General features: G+C 48.6%; 21 protein-coding genes. 10 read left to right on the forward strand and 11 right to left on the reverse strand.

The window, feature by feature from the left end; all coding sequences use genetic code 11:
• Nucleotides 1–3: 3 nt before the first annotated feature.
• From trpC to WJT86_RS07040, 5 genes are all read right to left on the reverse strand, one after another.
• Nucleotides 4–801, reverse strand: coding sequence for an indole-3-glycerol phosphate synthase TrpC (gene trpC, locus WJT86_RS07020; RefSeq protein WP_346336834.1), 798 nt, complete (start codon nucleotides 799–801; stop codon nucleotides 4–6).
• Nucleotides 798–1,817 carry an anthranilate phosphoribosyltransferase gene (gene trpD / locus WJT86_RS07025; protein ID WP_346336835.1) on the reverse strand — a complete coding sequence of 340 codons (1,020 nt, stop codon included), beginning with the start codon at nucleotides 1,815–1,817 and terminating at the stop codon, nucleotides 798–800. The genes trpC and trpD overlap by 4 nt, the downstream gene beginning before the upstream one ends.
• 37 nt (nucleotides 1,818–1,854) lie before the next feature.
• On the reverse strand, nucleotides 1,855–2,451 hold the full coding sequence (locus tag WJT86_RS07030) for an anthranilate synthase component II (protein WP_346336836.1): 597 nt from the start codon (nucleotides 2,449–2,451) through the stop codon (nucleotides 1,855–1,857).
• Nucleotides 2,452–2,552: 101 nt separating this feature from the next.
• Nucleotides 2,553–4,070, reverse strand: a complete 1,518-nt coding sequence (gene trpE / locus WJT86_RS07035) for an anthranilate synthase component I (RefSeq protein WP_346336837.1) — start codon at nucleotides 4,068–4,070, stop codon at nucleotides 2,553–2,555.
• A gap of 12 nt (nucleotides 4,071–4,082) precedes the next feature.
• Nucleotides 4,083–5,978, reverse strand: coding sequence for a SurA N-terminal domain-containing protein (locus tag WJT86_RS07040; protein WP_346336838.1), 1,896 nt, complete (start codon nucleotides 5,976–5,978; stop codon nucleotides 4,083–4,085).
• Between the two features lie 142 nt (nucleotides 5,979–6,120).
• Here WJT86_RS07040 and tpiA point away from each other — a divergent pair, with 142 nt between their 5' ends.
• The 5 genes from tpiA to kdsA all read left to right on the forward strand — a co-directional run bounded on the left by tpiA (nucleotide 6,121) and on the right by kdsA (nucleotide 10,542).
• A complete protein-coding gene (gene tpiA / locus WJT86_RS07045; RefSeq protein WP_346336839.1) occupies nucleotides 6,121–6,885 on the forward strand; it encodes a triose-phosphate isomerase in 765 nt (254 codons plus the stop codon).
• Nucleotides 6,886–7,052: 167 nt separating this feature from the next.
• Nucleotides 7,053–7,406, forward strand: a complete 354-nt coding sequence (gene secG, locus WJT86_RS07050; RefSeq protein WP_346336840.1) for a preprotein translocase subunit SecG — start codon at nucleotides 7,053–7,055, stop codon at nucleotides 7,404–7,406.
• A 118-nt stretch (nucleotides 7,407–7,524) separates the two neighbouring features.
• A complete protein-coding gene (locus WJT86_RS07055) occupies nucleotides 7,525–9,153 on the forward strand; it encodes a CTP synthase (protein ID WP_346336841.1) in 1,629 nt (542 codons plus the stop codon).
• Between the two features lie 84 nt (nucleotides 9,154–9,237).
• Complete coding sequence (locus WJT86_RS07060) at nucleotides 9,238–9,660, forward strand: DUF350 domain-containing protein (protein ID WP_346336842.1); 423 nt, start codon at nucleotides 9,238–9,240, stop codon at nucleotides 9,658–9,660.
• 39 nt (nucleotides 9,661–9,699) lie between these two features.
• Nucleotides 9,700–10,542 carry a 3-deoxy-8-phosphooctulonate synthase gene (kdsA, locus tag WJT86_RS07065; RefSeq protein WP_346336843.1) on the forward strand — a complete coding sequence of 281 codons (843 nt, stop codon included), beginning with the start codon at nucleotides 9,700–9,702 and terminating at the stop codon, nucleotides 10,540–10,542.
• Here the strand turns inward: kdsA and WJT86_RS07070 are convergent.
• Both WJT86_RS07070 and queF read right to left on the reverse strand, forming a co-directional pair.
• A complete protein-coding gene (locus WJT86_RS07070; protein WP_346336844.1) occupies nucleotides 10,523–11,623 on the reverse strand; it encodes an acyltransferase family protein in 1,101 nt (366 codons plus the stop codon). The genes kdsA and WJT86_RS07070 overlap by 20 nt on opposite strands.
• Nucleotides 11,624–11,661: 38 nt before the next feature.
• A complete protein-coding gene (gene queF, locus WJT86_RS07075; protein WP_346336845.1) occupies nucleotides 11,662–12,114 on the reverse strand; it encodes a preQ(1) synthase in 453 nt (150 codons plus the stop codon).
• 164 nt (nucleotides 12,115–12,278) lie between these two features.
• On the opposite strand from queF, the gene eno reads away from it, so the two are divergent.
• Nucleotides 12,279–13,562: a phosphopyruvate hydratase gene (gene eno, locus WJT86_RS07080; RefSeq protein ID WP_346336846.1), complete on the forward strand. Its 1,284-nt coding sequence runs from the start codon at nucleotides 12,279–12,281 to the stop codon at nucleotides 13,560–13,562.
• Nucleotides 13,563–13,671: 109 nt separating this feature from the next.
• Here the strand turns inward: eno and WJT86_RS07085 are convergent, their stop codons facing one another.
• From WJT86_RS07085 to WJT86_RS07100, 4 genes are all read right to left on the reverse strand, one after another.
• A complete protein-coding gene (locus tag WJT86_RS07085) occupies nucleotides 13,672–14,508 on the reverse strand; it encodes a BKACE family enzyme (RefSeq protein WP_346336847.1) in 837 nt (278 codons plus the stop codon).
• 18 nt (nucleotides 14,509–14,526) lie between these two features.
• Nucleotides 14,527–15,738, reverse strand: a complete 1,212-nt coding sequence (locus WJT86_RS07090) for an MFS transporter (RefSeq protein WP_346336848.1) — start codon at nucleotides 15,736–15,738, stop codon at nucleotides 14,527–14,529.
• Between the two features lie 17 nt (nucleotides 15,739–15,755).
• Nucleotides 15,756–16,526 (reverse strand): cyclase family protein, encoded by a 771-nt coding sequence (locus tag WJT86_RS07095; protein WP_346336849.1) that lies wholly within the window; start codon nucleotides 16,524–16,526, stop codon nucleotides 15,756–15,758.
• Nucleotides 16,527–16,804: 278 nt separating this feature from the next.
• Entirely contained in the window at nucleotides 16,805–17,500 is a 696-nt protein-coding gene (locus tag WJT86_RS07100; protein WP_346336850.1) for a TetR/AcrR family transcriptional regulator, read from the reverse strand.
• A 127-nt stretch (nucleotides 17,501–17,627) separates the two neighbouring features.
• Here WJT86_RS07100 and WJT86_RS07105 point away from each other — a divergent pair, with 127 nt between their 5' ends.
• From WJT86_RS07105 to WJT86_RS07120, 4 genes are all read left to right on the forward strand, one after another.
• Nucleotides 17,628–17,939 carry an FtsB family cell division protein gene (locus WJT86_RS07105; RefSeq protein WP_346336851.1) on the forward strand — a complete coding sequence of 104 codons (312 nt, stop codon included), beginning with the start codon at nucleotides 17,628–17,630 and terminating at the stop codon, nucleotides 17,937–17,939.
• 180 nt (nucleotides 17,940–18,119) lie between these two features.
• A complete protein-coding gene (gene pdhA / locus WJT86_RS07110) occupies nucleotides 18,120–19,166 on the forward strand; it encodes a pyruvate dehydrogenase (acetyl-transferring) E1 component subunit alpha (protein WP_346336852.1) in 1,047 nt (348 codons plus the stop codon).
• Between the two features lie 49 nt (nucleotides 19,167–19,215).
• Nucleotides 19,216–20,601, forward strand: coding sequence for a pyruvate dehydrogenase complex E1 component subunit beta (locus WJT86_RS07115; RefSeq protein ID WP_346336853.1), 1,386 nt, complete (start codon nucleotides 19,216–19,218; stop codon nucleotides 20,599–20,601).
• A 5-nt stretch (nucleotides 20,602–20,606) separates the two neighbouring features.
• Nucleotides 20,607–20,894 (forward strand): DUF5076 domain-containing protein, encoded by a 288-nt coding sequence (locus WJT86_RS07120; protein WP_346336854.1) that lies wholly within the window; start codon nucleotides 20,607–20,609, stop codon nucleotides 20,892–20,894.
• The last annotated feature ends 6 nt before the right edge of the window (nucleotides 20,895–20,900 follow it).

A 20,900-nucleotide genomic window follows, 5' to 3' on the forward strand; every position in this document is an offset into this window, starting at 1 on the left:
TATTCAAAGGGTTCCGAATAGAAGATCATTCGTTGCCTGAGCAACATCCTGCTGGCGCATCAGGCTTTCACCGACAAGGAATGTCCGAATATTAAATGGTTCCAGACGAACAATATCCTCGTGGGTAAACACACCACTCTCCGAGACAATAATACGATCATCCGGGATATGAGGTGCAAGAGCCTCACTTACCGAGAGCGAAACTTCAAAGGTCTTGAGATCCCGGTTGTTAATACCAATAAGTTTGGTTCCCAGTGGGAGAGCCCGATCAAGCTCTTCCCGGTTATGAACCTCAACCAGAACATCCATCCCAAGGTCATGGGCAGTCTGTACTAACTCTTTGGCTTCCGCATCGGTCAGGCTAGCCATAATAACAAGAATACAATCAGCACCCCAAACTCGGGCTTCAACAACTTGATAAGCTTCAAACAGAAAGTCCTTACGTAACGCTGGCAGAGGGCAGGCGTTGCGGGCATCCATCAGATATTCAGGTTTACCCTGAAATGATGGTGCGTCAGTTAAAACGGAGAGGCATGATGCCCCGCCATCCGTATAGGCACGGGCAAGAGATGGCGGGAAGAAGTCTTCCCGTATCAGCCCTTTCGATGGGCTTGCCTTCTTGATCTCTGCAATCAGTGCCGGGCGATCTTCCGCAAGGTGATGCATGATACTGTTTGCAAAACCGCGGGTAGGAGAAGCCGTTTTAAGTTTACCTTCAAGCTGGGCAAGGGGCACCGCAGCTTTTGCGGCAGCAATCTCTTGACGCTTATAAGCTTCAATCTTTTCAAGAATATTTGTCATGATGCGCTATTCGATACAGAGATAAGACGTTCCAGAGCCATCAGGGCTTTTCCGCTATCAAGAGACTCTTGGGCCATCTTGACGCCTTCCTGAAGAGTAGCGGCTTTTCCGGCAACAACAAGGGCACCAGCTGCATTCAGAACCGCCACATCACGATAAGGGTTCTGGGCGCCATCAAGAACAGCGCGAAGAGCCTTGGCATTATAATCCGGGTCGCCCCCTTTGAGGTCGGCAGGCTCAGCGCGTTTAAGGCCAACTTCCTCCGGTGTGACTGAGAAACGGCGCAGCTCACCATTCTCAACCGCAACAACATGTGTTGGGCCCGTTGTTGTCATTTCATCCAGCCCGTCAGAGCCATGAACCATCCAGACCCGTTCTGACCCCAGATCGCGCAGAACCTTGGCAAGTGGTTCAAGCCACATCTCGGCCGGGACACCAATCAGATTGTATTTTACACCAGCCGGGTTTGCGAGAGGGCCAAGTAAATTGAACAATGTACGTGTGCCAAGTTCAACGCGGGCCGAAGCAACATGGCGCATTGAGGCATGGTGGGTCTGAGCAAACATGAAGCAGAGACCAGCTTCCTTGAGACACTTCTCAATGCCGGCTGGTGTAAGCCCCAGTTCAATACCAAGGGAACTCAGAACATCAGCTGAACCGGATTTTGACGAGGCGGCTTTATTGCCGTGCTTGGCAACTGTTACACCACAGCCGGCAATAATCATCGCGGCAAGCGTCGAGATATTATAGGAACCGGAATGATCTCCACCTGTCCCAACAATATCGACAGCGCCTTCAGGTGCTTTAACACGAAGCATCTTTTCTCGCATCGCGGTAACGGCACCCGTAATTTCTTCAACAGTTTCACCACGAACCCGCAAAGCCATAAGGAAACCACCTGCCTGTGCCGGGGTGACTTCGCCTGAAAGCAGGGCATCAAACGCAGCCTTGGCTTCTTCTCTTGTGAGAGAAGCACCAGTTGCGACCTTTGCCAGATAGGGTTTGAAGGATTCCATTTGGTTCTACCTTAGTTTCTTTCGTTCTTTATCGGGTTCAGGCTTGTTTCTTGTTCCAGTCGTCTGCAAGCGCAAAGAAGTTTCGCATCATTGTCGTGCCGTGCTCAGACATGATGCTTTCTGGATGGAACTGAACACCATGAACCGGAAGTTCTTTATGGGATAACCCCATAATCAGTCCGTCTTGAGTTTCGGCCGTAACCACTAACTCAGACGGGCATGTTTCTCTGTCAACAATCAGAGAATGATAACGGGTGGCTTTGAATGGGCCGTTAATGCCCCTGAAAATTGTCTGGCCCTTATGCTCAACATCAGAAACCTTACCGTGCATTGGTACGGGCGAGCGAATGACGGAGCCACCAAAGTGTTGCCCCATTGCCTGCAAGCCAAGGCAAACACCAAACATCGGAATATGGTCCTTTGCTTTTGCAAGCAGATCCAGGCAGATACCAGCTTCATTGGGTGTGCAGGGGCCAGGAGACAGCACAATGGCACGAGGTTTCTTGGCAATGATATCTTCACTGGTCAGAACGTCATTACGGATGACCTCGATGTTGTCGACCAAAGGCCCAATCAGATGAACAAGATTCCAGGTAAAGGAATCGTAGTTATCTATAACGATGACCTGTGACATGAATCTATCCCGTAACAACGGCGCATTCGCGCAGCTTATTAAGTCCCGCGTTTAGATTTGCGCCCTCAAACAATTTTGGTCAAGGGCACAAAGGTTTGATTTCATTGCCCGAAGTGTGAGCGGCTGGCAAAGTGCACAGCTTCCTCAGCAGCTTTGAAAAGGGCTTTGGCTTTGTTTATGCATTCCTGCTGCTCAGAGGCCGGGTCGGAATCGTAAACGATGCCGGCGCCAGCCTGAACATACATACGTCCATTCTTGACGAGTGCGGTGCGCAGGACAATACAGGTATCCATCTCGCCATCAGCACTGAAATAGCCGATACAGCCAGCGTAGACCCCGCGCTTTTCTTTTTCCAGTTCATCAATGATTTCCATTGCACGAACTTTTGGGGCTCCAGAGACGGTACCCGCCGGAAAACCTGCCTGAAGCGCATCAAGTGCATCATATTTTTTCACATCGAGGTCGCCCTCAACATTGGATACGATGTGCATGACCTGACTGTAATATTCCAGGAAGAAGCTGTCTGTGACTTTGACAGAGCCAATTTCAGAGACACGACCGACGTCATTCCGCCCAAGGTCAAGGAGCATCAGGTGTTCAGAACGCTCCTTCGGGTCAGCCAGCAGGCTTTCTGCATGCGCTTTATCTTCAGCCGCGGTTTTACCCCGCGGACGTGTTCCTGCAATTGGGCGGATAGAGACTTTTCCATCTCTGACACGAACCAGAATTTCTGGGCTCGAGCAGACAATTTGAAAATCCTCCAGATCAAGGTAGCCCAGAAATGGAGCAGGGTTTGTTCGCCGCAATGCCCTGTAAAGAGCGAAGGGCGGTAATGGGAAATCTGTTTCAAACCGCTGAGACAGCACAACCTGAAAGACATCGCCTGCACGCACATATTCTTTGGCGCGTGCGACCATATCTGCGTATTCTTCAGGAGTTGTGTTGGATACGGGATCAGAGACTGAAATATCCTGATCGGCGCGGTCTGTGATTGAGATTGACTGTTCCAGAGCAATTTCAACCTGCTGTAATCTTTCAATCGCAAGATCGTAGGCTTTCTCTGCATTCAGTTTCTGATCTGGACGCACAGGTGTGACAAGCGATATCTGGTCAAGGACACTGTCAAAGACCATCATGATTGTTGGGCGGATCAGAATTGAATCCGGAACCTGAAGAATATCTTTATTGGGATATGGCAGACGTTCCATCTGTCGAACCATGTCATAGCCCAGATATCCGAACAGTCCTGCTGCCATTGGGGGATAATCTTCACCAAGGGGCAGGGCACTTTCTGCAAGGACGGCCCTCAGGCTTTCCAGGGCCTTGGCTTCATGGTTTTCGAAAGATGTTTTGTCGATTAATGCATTGCGGTTAATCGCGGCCTGACCGTTCTGGCACTTCCAGATCAGATCAGGTTCCAGACCAATCATGGAGTAACGGCCACGTGCCGCTCCACCTTCAACTGATTCAAAGAGAAAGGCTGCCCCGTTTTTCGGCTGTCTCAGCTTCAGGAATGCAGCAACCGGTGTCAGTAAATCGCCAACCAATGTGGTTTTCACTGCAATAGGGTTGCCTGCATTATATTCCTTGGCAAAGACCGCGAAATCAGGGGTAACCATTTAAACCTCTTTTTATTCTCCGTTGCCACCAAACAGTCGGTCTGCAACGTTTTGATTGACAACAACGCCAATTTCTTTCTGGGCACGATTGATGAACTCCACCAGGAGGTCATCACCTAAGCCGACAGAGAGCTGATTACTGAGCTGTTCAACATCCTGATCAAATTTTTTGAACTCAGGAACTGTTGCTGCAGTGACCACAAAGATAACCTTGCCGTTTGGCCCTGTTACAAATGTCGCCTTATTGACAGGTGTTGCGAATATCTGACGAAGACCATTGGCGCCAATATCAGCAGGAGCTGTACTGGTACGCACAAGATCCTGAGCTGACTTAACTTCAGCTTTAATCGTTGCTGCCTGTTTCTTCAGGTCATCAACACTTTTAATGTTAGCCAGCTGTTCATCAGCAATCTTGGACAGACGCGTATCAATTTCACCCTGTTTCCAGATATCCGTAATCTGAGGGCGAATTTCATCCAGTGTGCGGTCTCGTGAGGCGATTACGTTGGTGACATGATACCAGATATAACCGCCATTATCGGTGCTCAGTGCCGTATTATCGACGCCGATGTCAGAGGCAAAAACAGCCTGGATAAGACGTGAGGCATCGGGCAGACCTTCAACCTGCTTGCCGTCTGTATCAAGACCAGCCTTATCAACGGCTTTGATTTGAATGAGCTGCAGGTTTTTCTCTTTAGCAACATCTGGCAGGGAGCGGCCCATTGCTGTTGCGTCTTCGATGAAATCCCGCATGTCAGAAATCTGATTTTCAGCACGTGAGCGGACCAGATTTGTCTTGATCTTGTCTTTGACAGCATCAAAACCAGTCTTGATATCTGTAACACGCAGAATGGCTGGGCCAAGGCTGCCATCAACAACGGCACTGACTTTGCCTTTCTCAAGAGAGAAGGCCGCATCAGCAACCTTTGGATCAAAGATATCTGATTTCTGTAATGAGCCAATTGAGAGGGCTTCTGGTGCGATATTCTTTTCTTTTGCAAGCGAATCGAATGTTGCCTTGCCAGAGTTCAGACGATCCTGAGCATCTTTGGCCTCATCAGCGTCTGCAAAAATAATCTGCTGAATTGTTCTGTACTCAGCATCAGCAGACTGGGTTGTCTTGCTGGCCTCATAGGCCTTGCGAACGTCTTCATCCGTGACGGGAGCAAGTGAGGGCAGAGTATCAGGCAAAACGGCAATTGCATCAAAACTACGATATTCCGGTGCACGGAACTGAGCCTTGTTTGCGTCATAAGCCGTCTGAAGCTGTTCATTTGTTGGAGCCGGTATTTCACCAGCTGCAGCATTGTTCAGAACATAATAGCTGACATTACGTTTCTCATGGAAAAGACGGAAGGAAAGCTGCTGCATGGCCTCCGGCATTGTCAGGCCAGATGAAAGTGTGGAAATAATCTGGTTGCGCATCAGTTCAGAGCGGAAATTCTGGATAAAACCAGATTCCGTCATATTGGCCGTGTCCAGATATCTTTTGAAGGCTTCTGCATTAAAGCCATTCGTCTGCTGGAATGCCGGAATGCTGTAAATCGCCTGACGAACCATATCATCACTGATCGCAAGTCCCATGACGCGTCCGGTTTCGTCCAGAACGGCCTGAGATGCCAGCTGTGATAATACCTGGCGGTCAAGCTGCATGGCTCTGGCTTCAGTTGGCGACAACTGCTTACCAAGACGTTCCTGCAGAACGCGCTGCTGCTGGTTGAAAGCTGTCTGGTACTCAGCGAATGAGACCGTCCGCTTGCCAGCTTTGACAACTGTATCCGGTGCCGTTGTTTGCAGATAAGGTGTTACAAACACCATCGCAAAACTGATAATCAGAATTCCAAACAGAAATGAAATGATAATTTTACCAAGCCAGTTCTGTTGAGCTTTGCGCAGACCTTCGAGCATTGTTCTTCCGCTTTATAAAAAACCTATCAGACGCGGATAACCTATTGTGGGGCCGATAGGAAGAGGGAAGGTTGGATTCTGGCACAATTCTCTGCTAGTTGTGACGGAATAACATTCTGTTTTGGTCTTCAGGAGTTGTCTTATGAGTAATTCTTTTCCTCGTCCTCTCGTTGCTGGTAACTGGAAAATGAACGGTTTGCGGGCGTCTCATGAAGAGCTGATCAAAATGCAAAAGGGTTATTCAGCGGAACTCAAGGGAAAAGTTGATCTGCTGATCTGTCCACCGGCAACACTTGTGCATGCTTTTGCCCATGCGAATCTCGGATCCCGTATTGGAACAGGAGCTCAGGATTGTCATGCCCAGCAATCTGGCGCTTATACAGGCGAGATATCAGCAGAGATGTTAGCAGATTGTGGTGCATCTTATGTGATTGTCGGCCACTCGGAACGTCGTCAGTATCAAAAGGAAAAAGATGCTGATGTTGCGGAAAAGGCAACAGCTGCTCACCAGAATGGCCTGATTGCCATTGTCTGTGTTGGCGAAACGCAACAGGAGCGCGAGGCCGGTCGCACACTGGCCGTTGTCCGTAAACAGCTTAAAGGCTCGATACCTGCCGGTTCTTCTGCAGATAATCTGGTTGTTGCCTACGAACCTGTCTGGGCTATTGGAACGGGACTGACACCAACAGCGAAAGATGTTGAAGAAGTACATGCCCTGATCCGCTCCGATCTGCGTCGTATTCTTGGAAAAGTTGAAGCAGACAAGGTGCGCATTCTTTACGGCGGTTCAGTTAAGCCGTCTAATGCCAAAGAGCTTATGTCTGTTCCAAATGTGAATGGTGCGCTTGTGGGTGGAGCAAGTCTCAAAGCTGATGATTTTCTGGGCATTGCAACTGCTTACTTGTGATCTTATATAATTCAGGTCACGGATTTTTTCGGAAAACATTCACTTTTTCGGAATAAATTCGATTTTCGGTCTTTGAACACAGGATGGCCTGTGCTAGAGGCTGAGGAAGAACATTTGGCAAGTAGCGGCTTGGCGAGAGCACGGCCGCTTGAGGTTTTTGGAATTTCATGAGTACGCTTCAAACGGTTATCATTGTTATTCATCTGGTTCTGGTGCTGGCACTTATCGGTGTCGTATTGCTCCAGCGTTCAGAAGGTGGTCTCGGCCTTGGTGGTGGAGGCGGCGTTTCTGGCTTTATGACCGGGCGTGGCTCAGCCAACGCTTTGACGCGTGCGACGGCATTTCTGGCAACTGGGTTCTTTATTACCAGTTTGACCCTGACAATTCTTGCCACCCGTAGCTCTGGCCCTCAGTCAATTCTTGATCAGGGTGCGCCACAGCCTGCGACAAGCCAGCCAGTTGCTCCTGCAGCCCCGGCTGCTCCGGTTCCGACAGGGCCACAGGTCCCTCAGTCGCAGTAATCGGAAAGAACCTGGTTTCACGAAGGGCCGTTAGTCGGCCCTTCTTTTTGTGGAAGGTTTGGCAAAGTGAATATTCAGCTTTGTCGAATCATCATTTTTGCTTTACGGATTTAGGTCCATGACGCGGTACATTTTCATAACTGGCGGCGTGGTGTCTTCGCTCGGCAAAGGTTTAGCTTCGGCAGCCTTAGGAGCGCTTCTCCAAGCTCGCGGATACAAAGTTCGGCTTTGCAAGCTGGACCCATATCTCAATGTCGATCCGGGCACGATGAGCCCGTACGAGCACGGTGAGTGTTTCGTAACCGATGACGGGGCGGAAACCGACCTCGACCTCGGTCACTACGAGCGCTTTACCGGACGTCCTTGTACGAAGGGTGATAACATCACCACTGGTCGGATTTATTTGGACATCATCACCAAGGAACGTCGTGGAGATTATCTCGGTGCGACGATTCAGGTTATCCCGCACGTTACAAATACAATCAAGGATTTCGTCCTCTCGACAGATGGCGAGTTTGATTTCGTGCTGGTAGAAATTGGTGGCACAGTTGGTGATATCGAAGGACTGCCGTTCTTCGAAGCCATTCGCCAGCTCAGTCAGCAGCTGGATCGTGATCAGTCCGTCTTCGTGCATCTGACACTTCTGCCTTACATTCCATCAGCTGGTGAGTTGAAGACGAAACCAACACAGCATTCGGTTGCCGAGCTCCGCTCAATTGGTATTCAGCCAGATGTTCTTCTGTGCCGTACGGATCGTCCAATTCCCAAGGAAGAGCGTCGTAAGCTTGGCCTGTTCTGTAACGTTCGCGAAAGCGCTGTTGTAGAGGCTCGTGATGCCCGCTCAATCTATGATGTGCCATTGGCTTATCATGAAAAGGGTTTGGATACTGAGGTTCTGGCAGCATTTGGTATTAAAGATGCTCCAAAGCCTGACGTTGCACGCTGGCTGGAAATTTCAGAGCGCATTGCCAATCCGGAAGGTGAGGTCAATGTTGCGATCGTCGGTAAATATACCGGCCTGAAAGATGCTTATAAGTCTATCATTGAAGCGCTGACCCATGGCGGCATTGCAAATAAGATCAAGGTCAACCTGAAATGGATTGATAGCGAGCTGCTCGAGACAGAAAAGCCAGCTGATCACCTTGGTGATGTTGATGCTATTCTGGTTCCCGGTGGATTTGGTGAGCGTGGTGCAGAAGGCAAGATTGTTGCTGCCCAGTTTGCTCGCGAACGCAAGATTCCATATCTCGGAATTTGCTTTGGCATGCAGATGGCAGTTGTTGAAGCTGCCCGCAATCTGGCAGGTGTGAAGGATGCAAGCTCCAGTGAGTTTGGCCCAACACCAGAACCCGTTGTTGGTCTGCTGACAGAGTGGCTGCAGGGCAATGAACTGCAAAAGCGCAATATCGGTGATGACCTTGGTGGAACAATGCGCCTTGGTGCTTACCGTGCTCAGCTTGTTGCTGGCTCTAAAGTTGCTGAAATCTACGGCACTACCGACATTTCAGAGCGCCACCGTCACCGTTATGAGGTGAATATGGCTTACAGACAGCGTCTTGAAGACAAGGGAATGGTGTTCTCTGGTCTTTCACCAGATGGCCTGTTGCCTGAAATTGTCGAGCTGAAAGAGCATCCGTGGTTTATTGGTGTTCAGTTCCACCCAGAGCTGAAATCGAGACCATTTGATCCTCACCCATTATTCAAGAGCTTTATAGAAGCTGCCGTTGAACAAAGCAGGCTCGTATAAAATAAACAGCATATCGGGGGTGAGTAATATCACCTCCGATTTTATTTAAGCTGCTATAAAAAAATTAACAGACAGGAAACGACTATGGGTTCAGATATTTCGTTGTGGTTTGATGCTCTCCTGAATTTTTGCGCGCTGTTTGGCATCGCGCTTGTTCTTTCGGCTGTTTATCTTGTTATCTACGTCTTGTTGACGGCTCATAACGAGATCAAGCTTATCCGACGGAATAATATCTCTGCCTCGGTTGCATTAAGCCTCAGTCTTGTTGGTTTTTCGATGCCTTTGGCGAGCTCATTCGTTCATTCTTCTACAATTCTGGAATGCGTCGCCTGGGGGCTTGTTGCTCTTGTGGTTCAGATTGTTGTTTACTGGATCGTTCGTCTGATTATTCCAAACCTGTCCCAGAGAATTGCCGCCAATGAATTGGCTGCCGCTTTATTCCTTGGGGCTGCATCTGTTGCAGCCGGGCTGGTCAATGCATCAGCTATGGCAATCAGCACGTCGTGATCTAGGCACCTGATTACTGTATTTTTTGTTGGAGTTATTATGTCTACTGCCGCCAAGCCCCAGAATGTCGTTACCGTTGGTTCTGTTCGTTTTGGTAACGAGCTGCCTCTTTCGATTATTGCTGGTCCCTGTGCTATGGAGAGCCGTGAGCATGCCTTTGAAATGGCAACTGCTCTGAAGGAAATCACAGAACGGCTTGGAATTGGGCTGGTTTACAAATCCTCTTTTGATAAGGCAAACCGGACATCCGGCTCCAGTGCACGCGGTATTGGTCTGGATAAGGCACTGACCATCTTCTCTGATATCAAGGAAACCTTTGGGTTGCCGGTTGTGACGGATGTTCACGAAAAAGAGCAGTGTGCTGAAGTTGGTAAAGTTGTCGATATTCTGCAGATTCCAGCTTTCCTTTGCCGTCAGACAGACCTGTTAATTGCTGCTGCAAAAACAGGTAAGGCCGTTAACGTCAAAAAGGGCCAGTTTCTCGCCCCTTGGGATATGGCCAATGTTGCTGCTAAAGTAACAGATGCTGGTAATCCAAATGTCATGCTCTGTGAGCGTGGAGCATCTTTCGGTTATAATACACTGGTGTCTGATATGCGGTCTTTGCCGATTATGGCAACGACAGGCGCACCGGTTATATTTGATGCAACCCATTCGGTTCAGCAGCCGGGTGGTCAGGGGACAACATCAGGCGGTCAGCGCGAGTTTGTTCCTGTTTTGGCACGTGCTGCGGTAGCGGTTGGTGTTGCAGGTGTATTCATTGAAACCCATCAAGACCCGGACAAAGCTCCATCAGATGGTCCAAATATGGTGCCATTGAAGGAACTTGAAGGCCTTCTGCGTGATCTCAAAGCTTTTGATGCTATCGCAAAGAAGCTGTAATACCTGATCGGTTTTCTGGAAAAGCGGCCTGAGTGCCGCTTTTTTTGTTTAATAAACGGTCCCGAAGAAAGCGATTGCTGGGTTCTTCAAACAATCGGTAAAGGACGATGGCTACCAGTGAGGAAAGCAGTGCGGCAAGGATAACAAAGCCAATGAGCGGTAATGTATCGCCAACGACAGACATCCAGATATTTCGAAGGGGCCGCAGTACGAACGGATGTACAAGGTAAAGACTGTAGGATGCATTCCCCAGAGCAACTAAAAAGAACAGGGGTTTTTGTACCTGCTTTGTGCAAAGGGCTACTGCGGAGACAATCAGGAGCGCTGGTATTCCCCACCTGATAGCTTCCGGAGCAATGAATGACAGAGCCGGTATATTGATCATACCAATAAGACCAACCGCACAAATAATAAGGGCTGATATGCCGCCAAGTCTTATGTTTTTTAGGTAGGCAACGGCTAAAAGGCAGCCAAAGATAAATTCCAGTACAAGAGATTGGGTCCAGAAGGCTATGTGGGTCTGTTCTGGACGAATAAATAGCCCGTACAAGGCAAGAGACACCATAATGGCTGTCAGAAATGCAATGCCGTATCTGATCGGAAAGAAAAGAGCGACTGCAAAAAGAATATAGAAGAACATTTCCATATTCAGCGTCCAGCCAAGGGAAAGAACTGGCCTGATCTCTCCGGCCGCACGGACAGCTGGGATAAAGAAATAAGACGAAATAATATACTGCCAGTTACCTAATGGGACATTGAGAAGACTGGGAATAACGAGAGCCCCTGCAATCATCGCTGTCGTCAGGAGCCAGTAGAGCGGAATAATTCTGATAAGGCGCCGAACCAGAAAAGTCTGCCATCCATTCGGTTGGTTGAATAAACCGTGGGATGAATAGACCATAATAAAGCCTGAGATGACGAAGAAAATATCAACGCCAATGCCCCAGTTAAACCATCCATAATTAATCGTTGATTGCCCCGTCGTGGAGGCAATCATCATTGTCTCATAAAATGAGTGCCCAATGACGACCAGCAGGGCTGCAATAGCCCTTAGAGCCTGGATGTTTAGATTTTGCCGCATACACCTTCATAATTTGGAGTTTGAAGGGCTGAAGTGGCTCAGCCCCGTCCTCTATAAGGTGCAACACCTTGCTCTGGCAACCAAAGATTGGCTGGCACTTCACCTGTCTGCCAGAAAACATCAATCGGAATGCCACCACGCGGATACCAGTAACCACCGATACGGAGGTATTTAGGCTCCAAAAGATCAACAAGGCGTTTGCCAATTGCAACCGTGCAATCCTCATGGAAGGCACCATGATTACGAAAACTCGTCAGATAGAGTTTCAAGGACTTTGATTCGACAAGCCATTGACCGGGTACATAATCAATCATCAGTGTTGCAAAGTCCGGCTGTCCTGTAACCGGGCAGATTGAGGTGAATTCCGGACAGGTAAAGCGTGCGACATATTCGACGTCCGTATGTGGATTTGGGACGCGGTCCAGCTGTGCAGCCTCAGGAGACTGGGGAATTTCACTTTGTTGTCCTAATTGTAGCATCTTATCGTTCATCTAATTACCTGCTATGCTGTATCGTCACCCTTATGTGACTAAAGTAGAAATCTGTTCCGAAATGACGGAAGCTTCTTGCTCTGTTTCATATTTCGGTCAATAACCTGCTTCATAGTCCATAATTGGCGTATATTCACGCCGTTTATTTCTCAGGAGAGGTCTCAATGACAGCAATCGTCGATATTATAGGACGCCAGATACTTGATAGCCGTGGAAATCCTACCGTTGAAGTAGATGTCATCCTTGAGGATGGTTCCCTTGGTCGTGCTGCTGTCCCATCAGGGGCCTCAACGGGTGCGCATGAAGCTGTTGAGCTGCGCGATGGTGATAAGAGTGTTTATCAGGGTAAGGGCGTTCTGAAGGCTGTCGAAGCTGTCAATACAGAAATCCTTGAAGCAATCGGTGGTCTGGATGCCGAAGATCAGGTTCTGATCGATGAAGTCATGATTGAGCTTGATGGCACACCAAACAAGGCTCGTCTTGGCGCAAACGCTATTCTTGGTGTTTCTCTGGCTGTTGCCAAAGCTGCTGCTGATGCAGCTGCTCTGCCTCTCTACCGTTATATTGGTGGCACACAGGCCCGTATCCTGCCGGTTCCAATGATGAATATCATCAATGGTGGCGCTCATGCCGATAACCCGATTGATTTTCAGGAATTCATGATCCTGCCAGTTGGTGCAGATTCAATTGAAGAAGCTGTTCGTACAGGTGCGGAAATTTTCCATACTTTGAAGAAGTCCCTACATGATGCTGGTCACAACACCAACGTTGGTGACGAAGGTGGTTTTGCTCCAAACCTGCCATCTGCAGAAGCAGCACTCGACTTCATCATGAAGTCAGTTGAAAAGGCTGGCTATAAGCCAGGTCAGGACGTCTTCATTGGTCTTGATTGTGCCGCAACTGAATTCTTCAAGGATGGCGTTTATAACTACGAAGGCGAAGGCAAGAAGCGTTCCATTCAGGAACAGGCTGAATATCTTGCCAAGCTGGCTTCCGACTACCCAATCGCAACAATCGAAGATGGTATGGGTGAAGATGACTGGGAAGGCTGGAAGATACTGACCGATCTCATTGGCAAGAAGTGCCAGCTCGTTGGTGATGATCTGTTCGTCACGAACGTTGATCGTCTGTCTCAGGGTATTGATAAGGGGGTTGCCAACTCTCTGCTCGTTAAGGTCAACCAGATTGGTACGCTGACAGAAACACTGAATGCTGTCGATATGGCTCACCGTGCAGGTTACACGGCTGTTATGTCTCACCGCTCCGGTGAAACGGAAGATTCAACAATTGCTGATCTTGCTGTTGCAACCAACTGCGGTCAGATCAAGACAGGTTCACTGGCCCGCTCTGACAGACTGGCAAAGTACAACCAGCTGATCCGTATTGAGGAAGAGCTCGGCCCGCAGGCAATTTATGCAGGTCGCTCCGCTCTGAAGGCTCTGCGCTAATCCATAAATAGAGAAGGGCGGTTTATCCGCCCTTTCTTTTGGCCAATATAAAACGCCCCGCTTGTTTTCACGAGCGGGGCGTTTCATTTAGCAGAACCTGAAAAAGAACTTAGGGAGTTCTCAGGTTCAGCATCTCACGAGCATCATTCGGTGTTGCAACTGTTCTGTTGGCTTCTTTTGTCAGACGAACAGCACGCTCTACGAATTCAGCGTTAGACTTTGCCAGGCGGCCTTTGGAGTACAGAACGTTATCTTCCATACCGACACGGATGTGGCCACCCATTGCAAGAGCTGCAAGAAGGATAGGCATATGGCCTTTACCAATACCAATTGCAGACCATTTGGCTTCTTTTGGCAGAAGGTTCTTGAGGTAAACAAGGTTCTCAACTGTTGCTGTTGAACCACCTGGAGCACCAAGAACGAACTGATAATATGCAGGAGCCTGCAGGAAGCCCTTCTTGATGTAGTATTCTGAGTTGTAATACATACCGGCATCAAAGATTTCGATTTCTGGCTTTACGCCATTCTCAATCATTGTTGTGCCGAGCTTCTCAAGAAACTTCGGATGGTTCACAAACAGGGTTGAATGACCCCAGTTCATGGTTCCGCAGTCATATGAACCCATTTCTGGCTTCAGTTCGACCAGATGCAGCATACGGGTTTCGTCTGTTGCATTGAGATCGCCGGAAGTTGTCAGGTTGAGAACGATATCGCAACGCTCACGGATCAGGCCAACAGTCTCACGGAACTTGTTGACGTCCATTGTGCCTTTGCCTTCGTCATCACGCATGTGGAGGTGGGCAATGGTTGCGCCAGCCTGCCAGCATTCATAGACATCTTCCGCAATTTCCTTTGGTGTTAAAGGAATATTTGGATTGTGTTCCTTTGTCGGGAACGCACCGGTTGTTGCAACCGTAATGATTGTTTTATCAGCATCATCACTCATAGAAGTAACTCCTAAAATTTAAGCTTTTTTGTTGTCAGCATCGATGTTTGGCAGAGCAAACATAACGATGGCAGCAATTCCAAAGAAGGCTGAACAGATCATAAGCCCTGTTGCAAAGCTGTATTGTGTTGCGATAACGCCCATAAAGAATGGTGCAAAAGCTGAGAGGCCACGACCAACGTTAAAGCAGAAGCCTGCACCAATTGTACGAACGCGTGTGGGGAACAGATCTGGGAAGTAAGAGCCCATCAGACCGACGAAGGCGGTAAAGAAGGCATAAACTGGGCCCATGATCAGCAGGGATGTTTCACCTGTCATGGAAATATAGATTGGCAGTGTAATTGCTGTTCCAAAGAATGAGATAATAAGGGCCTTATGGCGACCAATTTTATCTGCAATGTAGCCAAATACATTGTAACCAACAAACATACCTACGTTCAAAATAACAAAGAACAAGAATGCTGTTTCATCAGGTAGTCCCCGTTCTTTAATCAGGAACATTGGCAGCCATGTGCTACCACCCCAATAACCAATCAAGCCGCAGCTTGCTGCAAGTGTTCCGAAAATAGTTTTCTTCCTCAGGCTGGAAGAAAAAATTTCCCCAATTGAAACTTTTTCGCCTTCTTTTTGAGTAGATTTTTGCTTTTGCCATACTTCAGATTCAGGAACGAAAATCAGGAAGTAAAAAGCAGCCAAAATTGAACCTGCGCCTGTGAGGAACAGGGCATGCCAGCCAAAGTTTGGAATAATGAGAACCGCGAGATAGGAAGCAAGGCCTGCACCAACAGGAAAAGAACTCAGCACAAATGAGGCTGCACGCCCACGTTGATGAGCCGGCCATGTTTCTGCAATGTATGAAACAATGATGCTCCAGACACCACCGAGGCCAAGACCTGCGAGGAAGCGCAGAACAAGGATTTCCCACCAAGTTGTGGCAAAGTAGATAGCAGCAGTCAGAATACCGAACAGGAAAAGACTCCAGAACAGAGTTTTACGACGGCCGTAGTTATCTGCACACCAGCCAATTACGACACTGCTGAGGCCAACACCAATCATAGTTGCTGTTGCGAGCAACCCACCGTCAGCATTTGTGATTCCTAAATCTGTAATGATGTACTTCATTGCCATGGCGAGCAGGAAGATATCCATGGCATCGAATGTGTAGCCAAAGAAGCCACCGATGAGGGTATGCCATTTGACGTCTAGTTTACCGGGTTTTGAATGTGTCATTGTAAGCCCCCAGAATGTTATTTGTCGAAAATAGCAACTGTGCGGCACCAGCCACCACTTGTTGCTTTAATTTTGACAGGGAAGCAGGAAATTTTGAAACCGAATGGCGGGAGCTGATCAAGGTTGGTCAGCTTTTCCATCTGGTAGTATTCCTTCTCGATACCGGCGTAGTGGCCTTCCCAGATCAGAGATGCGTCTCCAGTTGCTTCAAATTCCTTGGCGATCAGGCCAAGAGGACGATCCCAGCTCCATGCATCTGTCCCGACGACTTTCACCCCACGGTCGAGCAGATAAAGAGTTGCCTCGCGGCTCATGCCGCAGCCAGTAACCAGATATTCTGGTGTACCCCAAGCTTTGTCAGCACCAGAGCGGATAACGACAATATCAAGAGGCTTAAGTGTGTAATTAATACGCTTCAATTCTTCTTCAACGTCTGCGGCCATAATTCTATAGCCCGTCGGTTTGTTGGAGAAATCAAGCACAACACCATCGCTGTAGCACCATTCCAGAGGGGCCTCATCGATTGTTCTGGCGCGTTCCCCATTATTCATTGTTGGGTGGAAGTGCCAGGGGGCATCCATATGGGTGCCGCTGTGTGTTGTTAATTTAATATATTCTATTGCCCATCCGAGACCATTTGGCAGGTCTTTATCTGTTGCGGTTGGGAAGAACTGACGCATGTGTTCTGCGCCTCTTTTATGATCCCAGTATTCAATGGTTGTTGGCATAGATGGGGGATCACACGGTGTGTGATCTTCGATTGCGACACTTAGATCGACGATTCTCATTGTTTCCCTCTGCCTTTCTCCTGCATCGAGCAGAAAACTTCCAGCTGTTGACGGTTTGTTACCGTTCGTTGTTGGACGAGTGTCCAAATATTATTTAACATAAATTAATAAATCGTCCAACGTTGTTTATGGCTGGAGAAAAGCTTTCTAAAAAAATAAAAATAATAGCGGTATCAATGTGTAAATGCGTATCAGCAGAATATTAGTCTGCTGATATCAGGTGCGACATAATGATACATGTGAGGCGAGGGGCTAGCCTAGGGAGGCGCTGGCTCCGCTTATTCAGATTTCAGGATATCCAATGAATGCAAGATTTCGAGCGGTGATGCAAAAACGAATTTTTCATTCTGTCCCAGAGCAGTAAGGCCATGAGTAATAAAGCTCACCATATAGGCGCAGGCATCTTCGATCTGTTCTGTTGAACAAAGTCCATTTGAGAGGCCGCGTATGCGGTCCACTTCAGCAAAGGTGTTGCACATGAGGCCAACCATGAAGTCAAATCCCCATTGAATACTTGCTTCCTCTGCATTGGGTAATGACCGGCGCATCTCTTTCAGGAATATCTGGGCACTTGGATCAAACAGTTCCTGTAGGACTTTGAGGTTATAGCCCAGAAGACCAGCAACCAGACGGGCGTAGTTATTCCAGCCTGGCCCACCAGACATCGACCAGTAAAGGTATGGGGTGATGAAGGCCGCAACAAGCTGCTGGACGGGTAGGGGATTACCGTCATTCTTTTCAAGATATTTATAGAGCAATTCTTTACGGCAGCGGCTCAGTAAATCGATTCTACGATGAATGACCGCATTAAAAAGGTCTTCCTTGGAACCAAAGTGATAATGTGCAAGGCCCAGCTTTACATCTGCCATACCTGTAATCTGGCGGATTGAAACTGAGTCGTAACTGTTAAGGGCAAACAATTCTTCTGCTGCATCAAGAATTTTATCTCTTGTTGATTTGCTTTTTTTGCCCATAGCTTTGCATCTCTTCGGTTTTTGTTGCCGTAACGCTTGGGGATGTTTGCAAAATTTTCTGTCTTTTTCAAGCTTATAAAGAATAATGTTAACTCGATGATAACCACATTCATGACATTCATTAGCTATGGTTATTCGTCGTCGCGCCCGAGCATTTCTTATTCCACTTTTTCTCTACGCTGTTTCAGCGGGGCTGGTTGGTTATTTTATCCATCATGCTCACACTGGTACACGGGGAACAGAGGCAAAGCGTGCTCTTAAAACCCAGGTTGTGGTTCTGGAAGCGGAGCTCGAGACCGCAAATGCTGAAAAAGCTGAGTGGGAACATCGTATTGGTTTGCTGAAAGCTGACCAGATTGATCGAGATCTTCTGGAAGAGCGCGCACGCACCCTTATTGGAATGGTACACAAGAACGATGTCGTGATTATGGGGCAATAATCTGAAATAACTTGTAAAAAAGTGATTAACTAAAATTTGGTTTATTTGAAATAAGTCTTTTGATTCTGATGGATAAGTCTGTTGCAGCGCTGCAACAGACAAGAACAATAGTGCTCGCTTTATCTGTTTTAATGGAGTAAATCTTGGTCTGAAGGAAAGTCCAATTTTCCGGAGGAGCCTATGGCTGTAGCAGCCCGCAAAACTCGCCGCAACGATACGGGCGCGGCAAAGAAAACTTCAAAGAAATCGACTGGCGCTCAAGTGCCGGCCTTTACGAAGGACGAAGATCTCTACGCCTATCGTGAAATGCTTTTGATCCGCCGTTTCGAAGAAAAGGCCGGTCAGATGTATGGCATGGGCCTAATCGGCGGTTTCTGTCACCTTTATATTGGTCAGGAAGCCGTTGTTGTTGGTATGCACATGGCATCTCAGGATGGCGATCAGCAAATTACCGGTTATCGTGATCATGGTCATATGCTTGTCTGCGGCCTTGACCCTAAGGGCGTCATGGCTGAGCTGACAGGTCGTCAGGGCGGATTGTCCAAGGGTAAGGGCGGTTCGATGCACATGTTCTCCAAGGAAAAGCATTTCTATGGCGGGCATGGTATCGTTGGCGCTCAGGTTTCACTTGGTACAGGTCTGGCTTTTGCGAACCATTATCGTGATAACAAGAATGTCTGCATGACATATTTCGGAGACGGCGCCGCCAATCAGGGGCAGGTCTACGAAAGCTTCAATATGGCTGAGCTGTGGAAGCTGCCTGTTGTTTATGTTATCGAAAACAACCGCTATGCCATGGGTACTGCGGTCACCCGTGCATCCGCGCAGACAGACTTCTCACGTCGTGGTCTCTCATTCAACATTCCGGGTGAGCAGGTTGATGGCATGGATATCCGTGCCGTGCGTGAAGCTGCAAGCCGTGCTCTGGCTTTTGCCCGTTCCGGCAAGGGCCCATACATCCTTGAGATGCTGACTTACCGTTATCGTGGTCACTCGATGTCTGACCCTGCGAAGTATCGCAGCAAGGATGAAGTCACACGTATGCGTGAAGAGCACGATCCGATCGAACAGGTTCGCCGTCGTCTGCTTGAGACCTGGAAGCTCTCTGAAGAAGAGTTGAAGGCAATCGACAGCAAAGTTCGCGAGATCGTAAACGAGGCAGCCGAGTTTGCCACGCACGATGCAGAGCCTGATCCGTCAGAACTCTACACCGACATCCTGCGCTGAGCGGTGAATACCGCTTCCGCTCACCTCTTGAAGATTCAATGAGTGAAACATGGCAATCGATATTTTGATGCCCGCACTTTCTCCGACAATGGAGCAGGGCAAATTAAGCAAATGGCTTAAAAAAGAAGGTGATATGGTGAGGTCCGGTGATGTTCTCGCCGAGATCGAAACCGATAAGGCAACAATGGAAGTTGAAGCCGTTGATGAGGGCCGTCTGGCAAAAATCCTCATTGCGGAAGGCACAGACAATGTTGCTGTAAATACGCCTATCGCAATCATCGCTGATGAAGGCGAAGATATTTCCACACACGTTTCTCAAGGTGCTCCGGCAGCTGCCAGTGCGCCTCAGGAAGCTCCTGCCTCAACACAGGCACCAGTTCCGGCTGCTCCGGCTACTGTATCAACGGGCGCAAATGCTTATGATGCAAGCTCGGAAATTCCAGCTGGTACGGAAATGGTCACAATGACCGTTCGTGAAGCCTTGCGTGATGCTATGGCTGAAGAAATGCGTGCTGACTCTGACGTTTTCGTCATGGGTGAAGAAGTTGCAGAATATCAGGGTGCCTACAAGGTCACTCAGGGACTTCTGCAGGAATTTGGCCCTCAGCGCGTCGTTGATACACCAATCACCGAACATGGCTTTGCCGGTATGGCCGTTGGTGCGGCTTTTACAGGCCTGAAGCCAATTGTTGAATTCATGACATTCAATTTTGCCATGCAGGCAATTGACCAGATCGTCAACTCAGCTGCTAAGACGCTTTATATGTCTGGTGGTCAGCTTGGCTGTTCTATCGTGTTCCGTGGTCCAAACGGTGCAGCAGCCCGCGTTGGTGCCCAGCATAGTCAGGATTACGCAGCCTGGTATTCCCATATTCCAGGCCTGACAGTTGTAACACCTTATACAGCTGCAGATGCGAAAGGGCTTCTCAAGAGTGCCATTCGCAGCCCGAACCCTGTTATCTTCCTTGAGAATGAAATTCTGTATGGGCACTCATTCCCTGTGCCTAAGTTGGAAGACTTTACTGTTCCTTTAGGAAAAGCGCGTATTGCCCGTCAGGGTAAGGATGTTACCATTGTTTCCTGGGGCTATTCGCTTAACCTCGTTGGTAAGGCGGTTGAGGCTCTTGAAGCTGATGGTATTGATGTTGAGGTCATTGACCTTCGCACCATTCGCCCGATGGACAAGGATACAGTTATTGCTTCTGTCATTAAGACAGGCCGCTGTGTCGTTGTTGAAGAAGGCTGGCCGCAGTCAGGTGTCAGCTCGGAGGTGGCAACCATTATTATGGAAAACGCCTTCGACTATTTGGACGCTCCTGTTGCTCGTATAACTGGCAAGGATGTTCCGATGCCTTATGCTGCCAACCTTGAGAAACTTGCGCTCCCGTCAGTTGATGACGTGGTGCAGGCTGTTAAGGCCGTTTGCTATAGGTGAAACACATGACCGCTCCCAAATTTGAAGCTTTAAATGTTCCTCCAGATTGCGTTGAAAAAGGCGGGGTCGAGGTCCTGCGGGCTTCAGTTGTTGATGGCGCGGTCAGTATCGCGATGCGCCGCTCGTTTGATGACCCCTTTACATGGGGGGTTCTCTTGGCTGATCTGGCCAGACATGCGGCGCGTATTTATGCGCTTGAAACGGAGCTCACGGAGAGCCAGGCCTTGTCCCTTATTCAGGACGGTCTCTCTTCTGAGCTTCTGAATCCGACCGATACGGATTCAGCGCTCTAACCGATT

The organism is Hohaiivirga grylli (genome assembly GCF_039655745.1).
Lineage (GTDB): Bacteria > Pseudomonadota > Alphaproteobacteria > Rhizobiales > Beijerinckiaceae > Hohaiivirga > Hohaiivirga grylli.

Coding starts and splice junctions, on each gene's coding strand:
- trpC (WP_346336834.1), bottom strand. CDS start 801: ATGACAAATATTCTTGAAAAGATTGAAGCTTATAAGCGTCAAGAGATT.
- WJT86_RS07040 (WP_346336838.1), bottom strand. CDS start 5,978: ATGCTCGAAGGTCTGCGCAAAGCTCAACAGAACTGGCTTGGTAAAATT.
- WJT86_RS07100 (WP_346336850.1), bottom strand. CDS start 17,500: ATGGGCAAAAAAAGCAAATCAACAAGAGATAAAATTCTTGATGCAGCA.
- WJT86_RS07120 (WP_346336854.1), top strand. CDS start 20,607: ATGACCGCTCCCAAATTTGAAGCTTTAAATGTTCCTCCAGATTGCGTT.
- WJT86_RS07090 (WP_346336848.1), bottom strand. CDS start 15,738: ATGACACATTCAAAACCCGGTAAACTAGACGTCAAATGGCATACCCTC.
- kdsA (WP_346336843.1), top strand. CDS start 9,700: ATGTCTACTGCCGCCAAGCCCCAGAATGTCGTTACCGTTGGTTCTGTT.
- WJT86_RS07085 (WP_346336847.1), bottom strand. CDS start 14,508: ATGAGTGATGATGCTGATAAAACAATCATTACGGTTGCAACAACCGGT.
- trpD (WP_346336835.1), bottom strand. CDS start 1,817: ATGGAATCCTTCAAACCCTATCTGGCAAAGGTCGCAACTGGTGCTTCT.
- secG (WP_346336840.1), top strand. CDS start 7,053: ATGAGTACGCTTCAAACGGTTATCATTGTTATTCATCTGGTTCTGGTG.
- queF (WP_346336845.1), bottom strand. CDS start 12,114: ATGAACGATAAGATGCTACAATTAGGACAACAAAGTGAAATTCCCCAG.
- trpE (WP_346336837.1), bottom strand. CDS start 4,070: ATGGTTACCCCTGATTTCGCGGTCTTTGCCAAGGAATATAATGCAGGC.
- tpiA (WP_346336839.1), top strand. CDS start 6,121: ATGAGTAATTCTTTTCCTCGTCCTCTCGTTGCTGGTAACTGGAAAATG.
- eno (WP_346336846.1), top strand. CDS start 12,279: ATGACAGCAATCGTCGATATTATAGGACGCCAGATACTTGATAGCCGT.
- WJT86_RS07055 (WP_346336841.1), top strand. CDS start 7,525: ATGACGCGGTACATTTTCATAACTGGCGGCGTGGTGTCTTCGCTCGGC.
- WJT86_RS07030 (WP_346336836.1), bottom strand. CDS start 2,451: ATGTCACAGGTCATCGTTATAGATAACTACGATTCCTTTACCTGGAAT.
- pdhA (WP_346336852.1), top strand. CDS start 18,120: ATGGCTGTAGCAGCCCGCAAAACTCGCCGCAACGATACGGGCGCGGCA.
- WJT86_RS07060 (WP_346336842.1), top strand. CDS start 9,238: ATGGGTTCAGATATTTCGTTGTGGTTTGATGCTCTCCTGAATTTTTGC.
- WJT86_RS07070 (WP_346336844.1), bottom strand. CDS start 11,623: ATGCGGCAAAATCTAAACATCCAGGCTCTAAGGGCTATTGCAGCCCTG.
- WJT86_RS07105 (WP_346336851.1), top strand. CDS start 17,628: ATGGTTATTCGTCGTCGCGCCCGAGCATTTCTTATTCCACTTTTTCTC.
- WJT86_RS07115 (WP_346336853.1), top strand. CDS start 19,216: ATGGCAATCGATATTTTGATGCCCGCACTTTCTCCGACAATGGAGCAG.
- WJT86_RS07095 (WP_346336849.1), bottom strand. CDS start 16,526: ATGAGAATCGTCGATCTAAGTGTCGCAATCGAAGATCACACACCGTGT.